General features: G+C 66.3%; 12 protein-coding genes. 10 read left to right on the forward strand and 2 right to left on the reverse strand.

The window, feature by feature from the left end:
• The first annotated feature begins 380 nt into the window (after positions 1-380).
• The 3 genes from ACFIMZ_RS16405 to ACFIMZ_RS16415 are packed head-to-tail and all read left to right on the forward strand — an operon-like array spanning position 381 to position 1,926.
• Positions 381-998, forward strand: coding sequence for a hypothetical protein (locus ACFIMZ_RS16405; RefSeq protein ID WP_431820418.1), 618 nt, complete (start codon positions 381-383; stop codon positions 996-998).
• The gene (locus tag ACFIMZ_RS16410; protein WP_431820419.1) at positions 974-1,603 is read left to right on the forward strand and encodes a type VI secretion system amidase effector protein Tae4; all 630 of its coding nucleotides are present in this window, start codon (positions 974-976) and stop codon (positions 1,601-1,603) included. The genes ACFIMZ_RS16405 and ACFIMZ_RS16410 overlap by 25 nt, the downstream gene beginning before the upstream one ends.
• Positions 1,600-1,926 (forward strand): hypothetical protein, encoded by a 327-nt coding sequence (locus ACFIMZ_RS16415; protein WP_431820420.1) that lies wholly within the window; start codon positions 1,600-1,602, stop codon positions 1,924-1,926. Before ACFIMZ_RS16410 ends, ACFIMZ_RS16415 begins: the two co-directional genes overlap by 4 nt.
• A gap of 39 nt (positions 1,927-1,965) precedes the next feature.
• On the opposite strand, the gene ACFIMZ_RS16420 is transcribed toward ACFIMZ_RS16415, so the two are convergent.
• Positions 1,966-3,612 (reverse strand): hypothetical protein, encoded by a 1,647-nt coding sequence (locus ACFIMZ_RS16420; protein WP_431820421.1) that lies wholly within the window; start codon positions 3,610-3,612, stop codon positions 1,966-1,968.
• Between the two features lie 310 nt (positions 3,613-3,922).
• Here ACFIMZ_RS16420 and glyQ point away from each other — a divergent pair, with 310 nt between their 5' ends.
• From glyQ to ACFIMZ_RS16445, 5 genes are read left to right on the forward strand one after another with little or no spacing between them, the layout of a single operon-like run.
• A complete protein-coding gene (gene glyQ, locus ACFIMZ_RS16425; RefSeq protein WP_431820422.1) occupies positions 3,923-4,927 on the forward strand; it encodes a glycine--tRNA ligase subunit alpha in 1,005 nt (334 codons plus the stop codon).
• A gap of 17 nt (positions 4,928-4,944) precedes the next feature.
• Positions 4,945-7,044 (forward strand): glycine--tRNA ligase subunit beta, encoded by a 2,100-nt coding sequence (gene glyS / locus ACFIMZ_RS16430; RefSeq protein WP_431820423.1) that lies wholly within the window; start codon positions 4,945-4,947, stop codon positions 7,042-7,044.
• A 10-nt stretch (positions 7,045-7,054) separates the two neighbouring features.
• The gene (gene gmhB / locus ACFIMZ_RS16435) at positions 7,055-7,618 is read left to right on the forward strand and encodes a D-glycero-beta-D-manno-heptose 1,7-bisphosphate 7-phosphatase (protein ID WP_431820424.1); all 564 of its coding nucleotides are present in this window, start codon (positions 7,055-7,057) and stop codon (positions 7,616-7,618) included.
• A 43-nt stretch (positions 7,619-7,661) separates the two neighbouring features.
• Positions 7,662-8,426 carry a lysophospholipid acyltransferase family protein gene (locus ACFIMZ_RS16440; RefSeq protein WP_431820425.1) on the forward strand — a complete coding sequence of 255 codons (765 nt, stop codon included), beginning with the start codon at positions 7,662-7,664 and terminating at the stop codon, positions 8,424-8,426.
• Between the two features lie 49 nt (positions 8,427-8,475).
• A complete protein-coding gene (locus tag ACFIMZ_RS16445) occupies positions 8,476-9,375 on the forward strand; it encodes a M48 family metallopeptidase (RefSeq protein ID WP_431820426.1) in 900 nt (299 codons plus the stop codon).
• 95 nt (positions 9,376-9,470) lie between these two features.
• Here the strand turns inward: ACFIMZ_RS16445 and gloA are convergent, their stop codons facing one another.
• Entirely contained in the window at positions 9,471-9,860 is a 390-nt protein-coding gene (gloA, locus tag ACFIMZ_RS16450) for a lactoylglutathione lyase (RefSeq protein WP_431820427.1), read from the reverse strand.
• A 230-nt stretch (positions 9,861-10,090) separates the two neighbouring features.
• On the opposite strand from gloA, the gene ACFIMZ_RS16455 reads away from it, so the two are divergent.
• Positions 10,091-11,626 (forward strand): catalase, encoded by a 1,536-nt coding sequence (locus ACFIMZ_RS16455; RefSeq protein WP_431820428.1) that lies wholly within the window; start codon positions 10,091-10,093, stop codon positions 11,624-11,626.
• A gap of 330 nt (positions 11,627-11,956) precedes the next feature.
• Positions 11,957-12,886, forward strand: a complete 930-nt coding sequence (locus ACFIMZ_RS16460) for a DMT family transporter (protein ID WP_431820429.1) — start codon at positions 11,957-11,959, stop codon at positions 12,884-12,886.
• Positions 12,887-12,959: the final 73 nt, after the last annotated feature.

A 12,959-nucleotide genomic window follows, 5' to 3' on the forward strand; every position in this document is an offset into this window, starting at 1 on the left:
CGCAGCCGGCATGCCAATTTCGCCGGCCGAAATTGACGAAAGTGGCCACACCGAATCATCCGCAGCAGCATTTTCCCTGCCGAGAGAATTTGGAAGCACGCCACAAAAAATAATCAGTGGTCCGAGTTTCGAATTCGTCTGATTGATTCTCCTTTCTCGTTCGCGCAAATTTTGTGCGGAGCGATCCTCGCCCATTTGTCGAGAAAGGAGATCTGGATGAGTCACGAGCAGAAGGCGCCGGCCCATCTTTTTGCGGCAGTCGGCTCACACACGGCGCGAGGCAGCCGGGCGAGCAACGCTGCCAGCAGCCCGGCAGTCATCGGGCCTGCCGTTGCCCACGTCAGCCATATCGCGGCCTACGACGCCGGTGGCAGGGCAGCATGATTCGCTACTTTCTCGCCAGAGGCGACCGAGCCGGAAACGCGGTAATCACCGAAGGTCTCGACAACGTGACCTGTTCGAACCCGCCACCAAGGGTGAATATCGCGACGCTTTTCATGAAAACCTACTGTACGGCCTGCAAGCAGGAAGGTTTTGTCGCGCCGAAAGGGCCACGCCGGCCCGGCACGGCGCCAAACGGCAAGCCGTGGGCGTTGAGCGGCGACATTAATATCTGCGGGTGCAATCCACCGCCCATTTTCCATGCCGAGCGCGGCATGAAGATGATCGTCACGTCGCAGGAAGCGGCGACGCTGGCAGGAGGAAGCAGCGCCTCGGCCGCAAGCACCACGGGAGCCAAGGTCGCGACGGCAGTGCCGACGGATGTCTCGGCTACCTATGACGAACAGGTGCGAGCCGGCATACGCACCACGCTACCGCAGAGTTATCCGTATCTGATTGAAATGAGCGACGGACGCACCTATGCCGGGCGCGTCAACACTAACGGCCAGTTGCCGCGCATCCATTCCGGCACCGCCGAGAACTACACGATCTATTGGGGCGAACACGCGCTTACACACAAGGACTGGACATCATGCCAAACAGCCCAACCACGGTAAGAACGAACTCGACGCCCAACTCCATCAAGGTAGTGCAACTACGGGCGGTAACATTCGAGGAACTATGGGATGTCTACCCGTCCGGCAATCCCTATGACAATCCGGCCTATACCAATCAATGTGCCATTCGCATGAGCGTCGCCCTTCATCGCGTTGGCGTTGAAATGAAGTCGTTCTCGTCAAAGCTGGTCAAGCCGCTTGGTGATCAACCGAGTATCGGGCGAATCCTGCTGAACGGAAAGGCAACCGCCACGCGCGCCAACGAGCTTGGGGCATGGTTGAAACTTCAGCCTTTTGCAGGTCTGGGAAAGGCTGAAAACATCACCGGATCGGGTTGGGAGTCCAGGATCAAGGGCCGCACCGGCATCGTCATGTTTGACGGTTACTGGACACGCGAAGGGGAAACTGCGGCAAATGCCAGCGGTGGGCACATTGACCTATGGAACGGCTCACGAATGTCAATTAACGGCTTCTGGGGCAGCTTCTCAACAATCGGGCGCTATATCGGAATATCCTCGTTTCGACAAGGCACCAGCGTTCTGCCAGATGTCAGCTATTCAGACCTCAGCAAATCAAAGTTGATTCTATTTTGGGAAATCAGGTGAAGCGACTCGCGGTCTTTCTGTGCGGGACCCTCTATGGCCTGCTATTAATCTGGCTTCTCCTTTACACATACAGTCACATAAAATGGCCAGAAGTCCAGAGCCATGCGTCACATGGCTGCCACGAACTCGACAAATGCGCGATCCCGTGGTGGGAAGGGGCACTTCTTCTTTCTTATTTGCTTGCCCCGGCTTTACTCTTTGGCCTTCTCAATGCAATTGCCTATAAGCGCTGGTCGCGACGGAAATGGGCCATCTCGTTCAGCATCGGAACCACGCTCGCGAGCGTGCTTTATCTCGAAGCTTACGTCGCCCGCTTGCTTTAAAAGCATCCATGATGCATTTTGTGCAAAACGGGAGCGGGATCACGTTGCCGTCGGCGTCATGGCCAGACGCCGCAAATCCCTTGCAACCTCTTCCATCACCGGCCCCCACTCCCCGAACGCCGGCTGCCGGTACAGCGTCGCGCTCGGATACCACGGGCTGTCGCGCCGCTCGAGCCGCCACGGCCAGTGCGGATTCACGTCGAGCAGCACCCACGTCGGCGCGCCGAGCGCGCCGGCCAGATGCGCGACCGACGTGCACACGGTAATCACCAGATCCAGCGCGCCGATGTACGCGGCGGTGTCGTCGAAGCTCGCCAGCTCGGCGGTGTGATCGGCGATCGGCAGACCGGCCGCGCGCGCCGCGGCGACGTCGGCCTCCGCGCCCGGCTGCAGCGAATGGAACGCGACGCCGTCGATCCCGCGGAACGCGTCCACGTAGCGTTCGATCCCGACCCGCCGGAACGGATTGCGCTGGTGCCCCGCGCTGCCCGTCCACACGAGCCCCACCTTCAGCCGGCTGTCGTCCACGATTTCACCCGCGAGGCGCGCGCGCCACGCGTCGCGCGCGCGCGCGTCGGCCCGCAGGTACGGCACGGACGCCGCCAGCGTCGCGTCGCCGGTGCCGAGCATCAGCGGCAGGCTGGTCAGCGGCACTTCGTAGTCGAACGGCGGCAGTGCGTCGACGCCGCCGCCCGCGCCGAACGCGTCCGCATGCGCGCCGAGGCTGCGCTGCATCAGCATGCCCATCTGCGGAAACGTGTTCCATGCGAGCCGCCCGCCTTCGCGATGCACGCGCTCGGCAAGCGGCGCGATGAAGCGGCAGAACTGCAGCACGTCGCCCATCCCCTGCTCGCCCCACACGAGCAGCGTCTTGCCGGCGAGCGGCTCGCCCCGCCAGCGTGGGCCGGGCAGCACCGGCAGGCGGCCGCGCAATTCGCCGGAGCCGTCCCAGCGCGCTTCGTGCTCGCGCCAGCCCGCCGCGTAATCGCCGCGCACGAGATGGATGATCGCGAGGTTGAAGCGGTGCGACGCGTCGCCCGGCGCGAGCTCGCACGCGCGCGCGGCACAGCGCTCGGCGTCGTCCCAGCGCTGCGCTTCCTTCATCGCCATCGCGACGTTGTTCATCGCGAGCGCGTTGTCCGGCGCGAGCACGGCGAGCCGTTCCGCGCACGCGAGCGCCCCCGTCAGGTCCTGCGCGGCGAGACGCGCGGTGACGAGGTTGATCCACGCCTGCACGTCGTGCGGATCGAACGTCACCGCCTCCTCGAGCAGGGCCGCCTCCTCCGCGCGATCGCCGCCCGACAGCCGCAGCGCGATCGCGAGGTTGTTGCGCAGCGACGGCAGGTCGGGCTCGGTCGCGAGCGCCGCGCGGTAAGGCGCGACCGCCTCGGCGTGGCGGCCGGCCATCTGCAGCGCGTAGCCGAGATTGAAGCGGGCGGCCGCATTCGGATGCAGACGCGCGCCGAGATCGGCCAGCGTGATCGCGTCCGCCGTGCGCTGCCGGCCGATGAGCGCCGCGGTGAGCCGCGCGAGCGAAGCCGGGTCGGCCCCATGCAGGTGGGCGGCGGCGGCGAGCCAGAGATCGTGCGCGGCGCGGTCGCCGCGCGCCTGCGCGTCGGCGGCCCGCCCGAGCAGCGCGATGAATGGCGGCAGCAGCGGAACGAGGAAATCGGTCGAGTCGTCCATGCAATCGGATACGGTAAGCTGCGCGGCCGCCTATCGGCCGCGCGACGCGGAATACGCGCATCTTAACGTCCGCGCGCGGCGCCGAGACGCAAGCCGGCGCACCGGCGCGATCCGGCCGACACGACGCGCGCCGGGCCGCCGGCCGGGCCTCGGCGCCCCCCTTCGTCGCCGTTCCGGCCGCATCGCCCCGCCGATCCGGTAAAATTGCACGTTTCAGCACACTAACAAGCCGCGCCGCCGCGCGAGCCGCCCCCGGGTTCCCGCCCGGGACGCCGCCCGCAACGGAGCGCCAGCGCCACGAAGGCTCTTCATGCTTACGTTTCAGCAAATCATCCTGACCCTGCAGTCCTACTGGGACAAGCAGGGTTGCGCTCTGCTCCAGCCCATCGACATGGAAGTCGGCGCGGGCACGTCGCATGTCCATACGTTCCTGCGCGCGATCGGCCCCGAGCCGTGGCGCGCCGCGTACGTGCAGCCGTCGCGCCGCCCGAAGGACGGCCGCTACGGCGAGAACCCGAACCGCCTGCAGCACTACTACCAGTACCAGGTCGTGCTCAAGCCGGCGCCGGAAAACATCCTCGACCTCTACCTCGGCTCGCTGGAAGCGCTCGGCTTCGACCTGAAGCAGAACGACGTGCGCTTCGTCGAGGACGACTGGGAGAACCCGACGCTCGGCGCGTGGGGCCTCGGCTGGGAAGTCTGGCTGAACGGGATGGAAGTGACGCAGTTCACGTACTTCCAGCAGGTCGGCGGCCTCGACTGCAAGCCGGTGCTCGGCGAGATCACCTACGGTCTCGAGCGTCTCGCGATGTACCTGCAGAAGGTCGAGAACGTGTACGACCTGATCTGGACGGAATGGGAAGAGCAAGGCCCGGACGGCCCCGAGCTGCGCCGCCTGACCTACGGCGACGTCTATCACCAGAACGAAGTCGAGCAGTCGACGTACAACTTCGAGCATGCGAACGTCGACCTGCTGTTCACGTTCTTCAACAGTTACGAAGCGGAAGCGAAGCGGATGATCGACGCGCAGCTCGCGCTGCCCGCGTACGAGCTGGTGCTGAAGGCCGGCCACACGTTCAACCTGCTCGACGCGCGCGGCGCGATCTCGGTGACCGAGCGCGCGGCGTACATCGGCCGCATCCGCGCGCTGTCGCGTCTCGTCGCGCAGGCTTACTACGAATCGCGCGAGAAGCTCGGCTTCCCGATGCTCGGCAACCCGCCGGGCGTGCCGGGCCTCACCACCGACGCCCAGGAAGCCGCGCAGCCGGCCTGGGTGCCGCCGCTGAAGGTCGAACGCAAGATCGATCAGGACTGACGAGACTTCTTCACATCATGACGCACAATCATCCCGCCCCCCTGCTCGTCGAACTGCTGACCGAAGAGCTGCCGCCGAAGGCCCTCGCGCGCCTCGGCGATGCGTTCGCCGAAGGCCTCGCGCAACGCCTCGCGGCGCGCGACCTGATCGAAGGCGAGCTCGTCTTCGAACGCTATGCGACGCCGCGCCGCCTCGCGGTCGTCGTGCAGAACGTGCGCGCCGTCGCACCCGAGAAGCAGGTCCGTGAAAAGGTGCTGCCGGTATCGGTCGCGCTCGACGCCGAAGGCAAGCCCACCGCGCCGCTCGCGAAGAAGCTCGCGGCGCTCGGCCACCCGAACCTGTCGATCGCCGATCTCGAGCGCGCGCAGGACGGCAAGGCCGAAGCGTTCTTCGTCAACTACGCGGCCGCCGGCGCGACGCTCGCGGACGGCCTGCAGGCCGCGCTCGACGAGACGCTTGCGAAGCTGCCGATCCCGAAGGTCATGACCTACCAGCGCCCGGACGGCACCGACGTGCAGTTCGTGCGACCGGTGCATCGCCTGACCGTGCTGCACGACGATCGCATCGTGCCCGTCACCGCGTTCGGCATCGACGCCGGCGACACGACGCTCGGCCACCGCTTCCTGTCCGACGGCCTCGTCGCGATCTCGCATGCGCGCGCGTATGCGGACACGCTGCGCGACAAGGGCCGGGTGATCGCGCATTTCGCCGACCGCAAGGAAACGATCCGCACGCAACTGAACGAACACGCGAACGGCGACACGGTCGTGATGCCCGAAGCGCTGCTCGACGAAGTGACGTCGCTCGTCGAATGGCCGGTCGTCTATCCGTGCCGCTTCGAGGACGAATTCCTGCAGGTGCCGCAGGAATGCCTGATCCTCACGATGCAGACCAACCAGAAGTACTTCGCGCTGACCGACGTCGCCGGCAAGCTGCGCTCGCGCTTCCTGATCGTGTCGAACATCGAGACGAAGACGCCGGGCGAGATCATCGAAGGCAACGAGCGCGTCGTGCGCCCGCGCCTCGCCGACGCGAAGTTCTTCTTCGAGCAGGACAAGAAGAAGACGCTCGCCGACCGCGTGCCGCTGCTCGCCAACGTCGTCTATCACAACAAGCTCGGCACGACGCTCGCGCGCGTCGAGCGCCTCGAGGCGCTGGCCGGCGAGATCGCGCCGGCGATCGGCGCCGACGCCGCGCATGCGAAGCGCGCCGCGCGACTGGCGAAGGCCGACCTGCTGACCGACATGGTCGGCGAGTTCCCCGAGCTGCAGGGCACGATGGGCACGTACTACGCCCGCCACGACGGCGAGCCGGACGACGTCGCGATCGCGTGCACCGAGCACTACCAGCCGCGCTTCTCCGGCGACGCGCTGCCGACGACGCCCGTGTCGACCGCGGTCGCGCTCGCCGACAAGCTCGAGACGATCGTCGGCATCTGGGGCATCGGCCTCGCGCCGACCGGCGAGAAGGATCCGTTCGCGCTGCGCCGCCACGCGCTCGGCGTGCTGCGCGTGCTGCTCGAGAAGCAGCTGCCGCTCGATCTCGTGTCGCTGCTGCGCCTCGCGCATGCGCGCTTCGCGACCGTGCCGGACGTCGCCGAATCGACCGACGCGATCCTCGCGTTCTTCATGGACCGCCTGCGCGGCCTGCTGCGCGAGCGCGGCTACACGGCGGGCGAAGTCGACGCGGTGCTGAGCCTGAACCCGACCCGCCTCGACGACATCGTCGCGCGCCTCGACGCCGTGCGCGAATTCACGCGCCTCGCGGAAGCCGAAGCGCTGGCCGCCGCGAACAAGCGGATCTCGAACATCCTGAAGAAGTCGGAAAGCGGCGCGAACGGCGCGGTGCAGCCGACCCTGTTCGTCGAAGCGGCCGAGAAGGCGCTGCACGAGCAGCTCGCGGCCGTGACGCCGCGCGTGCAGTCGCAGCTCGAGGCGCGTGCGTACACGGGCGCGCTGTCGGCGCTCGCCGCGCTGCGCGCGCCGGTCGATGCGTTCTTCGACGACGTGATGGTCAACGCCGAGGATCCCGCGCTGCGTGCGAACCGCCTCGCGCTGCTGTCCGCGCTGCACCAGCAGATGAACTGCGTCGCAGACATCTCGAAGCTCGCCGCATAAGGGCCGCACGATGCCGACCAGTCCCACCAGGAAGCTCGTCGTTCTCGACCGGGACGGCGTGATCAACGTCGATTCGGATGCGTTCGTCAAGACGCCCGACGAGTGGATCCCGCTGCCCGGCAGCCTCGAGGCGATCGCCCGGCTCAACCACGCGGGGTATCGCGTGGTCGTCGCGACCAACCAGTCCGGCATCGGCCGCGGCCTGTTCGACATGGCGACGCTCAACGCGATGCATCTGAAGATGCATCGCGCGGCGGCGGCGGTCGGCGCGCGCATCGACGCGGTGTTCTTCTGCCCGCACACGGCGGAAGACCACTGCGACTGCCGCAAGCCGAAGCCCGGCATGATGCAGATGATCGCCGACCGTTTCGAGATCGATCCGGACCATACGCCGGTGGTCGGCGATTCGCTGCGCGACCTGCAGGCCGGCGTCGCGCTCGGCTTCCAGCCGCATCTGGTGCTGACCGGCAAGGGCAAGAAGACGCTTGCCGCGGGCAACCTGCCGCCCGGCACGAAGGTCCACGACGACCTGCGCGCGTTCGCGCTCGATTTCCTTTCACACGAACACGAGTGATGCGGCCGCCGCGCGCATCCTCCCTTACGCCAGACACACGCCGATGCGCTTTGTCCGCTCCCTGCTGCTGCTGATCTACTTCATCCTGTACACGGTGCCGTACGCGACCGCGTGCTTCATCGCGTTCCCGTTCCTGCGCCCCGACGCCCGCTACTGGATGGCGGCCGGCTGGTGCAAGTCCACGCTGTGGGTCGTGCGCTGGCTGAACGGCATCCGCTACCGGATCGAAGGGGTGGAGAACCTGCCCGACGGCCCGGCGGTGCTGCTGTCGAAGCACCAGTCCGCGTGGGAAACGCTCGCGTTTCCGGCGCTGATGCCGAAGCCGCTCTGCTACGTGTTCAAGCGCGAGCTGCTGTACGTGCCGTTCTTCGGCTGGGCGCTCGGCATGCTGCACATGGTTCACATCAACCGCAAGGAAGGCAAGAACGCTTTCGACTCGGTGATCCGCCAGGGCCGGAAGCGGCTCGCGGAAGGCGCGTGGGTGATCATGTTCCCGGAAGGGACGCGCACGCCGGTCGGCAAGCAGGGCAAGTACAAGACGGGCGGCGCGCGTTTCGCGATCGAGACCGGCGCGCAGGTCGTGCCGATCGCGCACAATGCCGGCCGCGTGTGGCCGCGCAATTCCTTCACGAAATTCCCGGGCACCGTCACGGTGTCGATCGGCAAGCCGATCGACGTGACGGGTCTCACGCCCGACGTATTGAACTCGCGGGTCGAAGCGTGGATCGAAGCGGAAATGCGCCGCATCGACCCGGACGCCTACCGCGCGCCGGGCAGTGCCGAAAAGCGCAATGCCGCGCGAGTCTGATTCACCCGGGCCGGATCCGTTGTTGCGTACTACAAGACGAAGCGAATTGATGAAGAAGCGTCCGCGGCCACGACCCGCCGTCGTGGCTCTCGATCATCGCCAGCTGGATCTGCCGCTCTTCGATGGGCCGGCCGCTGCGCCGTCCGCGCCCGCCACGCCGCAGACGCCGCCCGAAGCAGCGCCCGCAGCAACGCCCGTGGCGGTGCCCGATCCCGCGCCCGACCGCTCGCGCGTGCGCACGTTCGCGCTCGACAGCCGGGTGCTCGAATACCGGCTGAAGCGCTCCGCGCGCCGCACGATCGGCTTCACGATCGACGGCAGCGGGCTGACGATCACCGCGCCGCGCTGGGTCACGCTCGCGGACATCGAGGCGGCGATCACCGAAAAGCAGCGCTGGATCTTCGCGAAGCTCGCGGAATGGAAGACGCGCACCGAACAGCGCGCACTGCCGCAGATCGACTGGCGCGACGGCGCGCGGCTCCCGTATCTGGGCAAATCGGTGACGGTCGCGCTCGCGTCCGATGCCGGCGCGGTCGCGTTCGACGGCGATGCGCTGCGGCTCGCGCTGCCGCTGCCCGCGCACGCCGACGCGCAGCAGATCAAGGACCGCGTGCAGGGCTGGCTGCAGGGCGAGGCAAAGCGGATCTTCGGCGAACGGCTCGCGTTCTACGCGGAACAGCTCGGCGTCACGTATTCGATGTATGCGCTGTCGTCGGCCGCGACGCGCTGGGGCAGTTGCTCGAGCGACGGCAAGATTCGCCTGAACTGGCGGCTGATCCACTTTCCGATGTCGATCATCGACTATGTCGTCGCGCACGAGCTGTCGCATCTGCGCGAAATGAACCACAGCCCGCGCTTCTGGCAAACCGTCGAATCGATCTTCCCGGAATTCCGCGAAGCGCGGCACACGCTCAAGCATCATCCGCCCGAGCTGCTGCCGTCGCTGTAAACGCCAACGGGCGGTGCGGGATTCCCCGCGCCGCCCGTTTTGCCGTTTTGCATCGCGACGCGCATGGCGCGCGCCGCAAGCCGCTCATCCGGCGCTCAGTGCACCTTCTTCTGGATGAACTCGATCTTGTAGCCGTCCGGATCCTCGACGAACGCGATCACGGTCGTGCCGTGCTTCATCGGGCCCGCTTCGCGCGTGACCTTGCCGCCTTGCGCCTTGATCCGCTCGCAGGCCTTGTACGCATCGTCGACTTCCAGCGCCAGATGGCCGAAACCCGTGCCGAGGTCGTAGGACGGGGTATCCCAGTTGTGGGTCAGTTCGATCACCGTGCCCTTGCTTTCCTCTTCGTAGCCGACGAACGCGAGCGTGAACTTGCCTTCCGGATAATCCTCGCGGCGCAGCAGCTTCATGCCGAGCAATTCGGTATAGAACTTGATCGAGCGGTCGAGATCGCCGACTCGCAGCATCGTGTGCAGCATACGCATGGGGTGTACTCCTGTGGGGACTTTCCAGAACCGGGAACTCTACCAGAGTCGGATGAACCGCGCTGGCGGCGGCCCGGCGGGCAAGCCGATGCGAAGCATCCGGCCGCGGTGCATTCATTATCTCGAATTAATAGAAAGTGATAATTGGAATAATAGAAATATAGAAATTCCAGCAATGTAAGCGCCTTGTTAGATTTCGATTTCAACTTGGCAAATCGAGGAATTTACTCATGGCAACTTATCGCCTCCCTATTCCATTGAGTCGTCTGATCGTCGCCGCCTCCGTCCTGGGCGCATTCGCCGCTCACGCGTCGACGCTCACGCGCGACAACGGCGCACCGGTAGGTGACAACCAGAATTCGCAGACGGCCGGCGCGAACGGGCCGGTTCTGCTGCAAGACGGCCATCTGATCCAGAAGCTGCAGCGCTTCGATCGCGAGCGCATCCCCGAGCGCGTCGTTCATGCCCGTGGCACCGGCGCGCACGGCGTGTTTGTCGCGACGCGCGACATCTCCGGTCTCACGACGGCGAAAGTCTTCACGCCCGGCACGCAAACGCCGGTGTTCGTGCGCTTCTCCAGCGTGATTCACGGCGGCACGTCGCCGGAAACGCTGCGCGACCCGCGCGGATTCGCGACCAAGTTCTACACGTCGGAAGGCAACTGGGACCTGGTCGGCAACAACCTGCCGGTCTTCTTCATTCGCGACGCGATCAAGTTCCCGGACATGGTCCATTCGCTCAAGCCGGCGCCGAACACGAACATTCAGGATCCGGGCCGCTTCTTCGATTTCTTCTCGCATCAGCCGGAAGCGACTCACATGATTACGCGTCTCTTTTCCGACTCGGGCACGCCCGCGACATATCGCGAAATGGACGGCAATAGCGTGCACGCGTACAAATTCGTCAACGCGAAACGCGACGTCGCCTACGTCAAATTCCACTGGAAAAGCCTGCAGGGCCAGAAAAACCTGACCGCGCAGCAGGCGGAATCGACTCAGGGCAAGGACTTCAACCACATGTCCCGGGATCTGATCGCGGCGATCGACGCGGGGCAATTCCCGAAATGGGACCTGTACGTTCAAGTGCTGAAACCCGATCAGCTCGACCGCTTCCCGTTCGACCCGCTGGATGCGACAAAGGTGTGGACCGGCGTGCCCGAGGCGAAGATCGGCACCATGACGCTCAACAGGAATCCCGACAACGTGTTCCAGGAAACGGAGCAAGCGGCGTTCGCACCGTCGAATCTCGTGCCGGGCATCGAACCGTCCGAGGATCGCTTGCTGCAGGGTCGCCTCTTCGCCTACGCGGACACCCAGTTGCACCGGGTCGGAACGAACGCGCTCCAGTTGCCGGTGAACCGCCCGCGCGTTCCGGTCGAAAACGTCAACCAGGACGGAGCAATGAACGGCGCCAATACCCGTGGCGGCGTGAACTACGAGCCGAGCCAGCAGGCCACGCTGACGGCTGACCCGGCATTCTCGTCCAGTCGCTCGCCACTCGCGGGCACGACGCAACAGGCCCGAATCGCGAAGACACTCAACTTCGAGCAGGCTGGCGAGTTCTACCGTTCGCTGACGGCCGGCGAGCGCGCCAACCTCGTAGGCAACCTGGCCGCCGATCTGAAGCAGGTCAAGAACGACGCTGTCAAATACAGGATGCTGTCGTACTTCCAGAAAGCGGACGCGGAATACGGACGTCAAGTCACCGCCGCGCTGGGCGCAGATCAGCATCGCGTCGACGCGCTGACCGCCAAGCTCGCCGACTGACGCGACACGATGCGGCGCCGTGCGCGCCGCATCGACTCGTCCCCGGTCTCCTGGCCGTTTGATACGGGCCGCGCCAGCCGAACCACGGCGCGGTCCGCATCGCGATTCGCGTCGCATGGCGGCACGCCGTTCGTGTACCATCGTACGGCCGTGGCCTCGGATATTCGTTCGACCGCCGGCGTTCCCGATTCCGGCGCCCCCGCACGACACGCGACTTGCGGCGTGCGCGCCAGTCCGATGACTCAGCCAGACCACCGTGCGAAACCTCCGATTCGAACTCGCCACCCGCCCAACCCCGCTGCCGTCCCGCCGCTCGCGCGGGGCACGCCGATGAGCGTGGCCGCCGCCACGCGCCGCGCGCCCGACGCGCGCGCGGTCGGCCTGATGCTGCTGCTGTGCGCGATCTGGGGCTTTCAGCAGGTCGCGATCAAGAGCACGAATGCCGCGATCCCGCCGATGTTCCAGGCCGGACTGCGCTCGCTGATCGCCGCGCTGCTGCTGTGGGGCTGGGCGCGCGCAGCCGGCACGCCGCTGTTCCGCGCGGACCGCACGTTCGTCCCGGGGCTCGCGGCCGGTGCGCTGTTCGCCGGCGAATTCATCTGCGTGTTCTTCGGCCTGACGCTGACGAGCGCGTCGCACATGGCGATCTTCCTGTACACGGCGCCATGCTTCACCGCGCTCGGCCTGCACCTGTTCACGCCGGGCGAGCGCCTGCAGCGCACCCAGTGGCTCGGCGTCGGCCTGGCGTTCGCCGGCATCGCGCTCGCGTTCGCCGACGGCTTCCTGAAGCCGCTCGCACCCGGCGCGTCGGTGTTCGCCGGGCTCGCCGGCGACGCGCTCGGGATTCTCGGCGGCGCGATGTGGGCGGCGACGACGGTCGTCGTGCGCTCGACGTCGCTCGCGCATGCGAGCGCCAGCAAGACGCTGTTCTACCAGCTCACGGTGTCGGCCGTGATACTGCTCGCGCTGGCCGCGCTGCTCGGCCAGGCATCGTTCGCGCACGTGACGCCCGTCGCGATCGCGAGCCTCGCATACCAGTCGGTGATCGTCGCGTTCGTCAGCTATCTGTCGTGGTTCTGGCTGCTGACCCGCTACATCGCGTCGCGGCTGTCGGTGTTCACGTTCCTGTCGCCGCTGTTCGGCGTTGCGTTCGGCGTCCTGTTGCTCGGCGAATCGGTCGGCTGGCGCTTCCTGTCCGCCGCGGCGCTGGTGCTGATCGGCATCGGGCTCGTCAATGCGCCCGCGCGCAAGGGGACGTAGCGCGCCGCGCAAGCAAAAAGGCTGCCCCCGGGGCAGCCTCGAAGATCGGCGCGCGATCCGGCGTCACCGCCGC

This window comes from Burkholderia sp. F1, assembly GCF_050813845.1.
GTDB lineage: Bacteria > Pseudomonadota > Gammaproteobacteria > Burkholderiales > Burkholderiaceae > Burkholderia > Burkholderia ubonensis.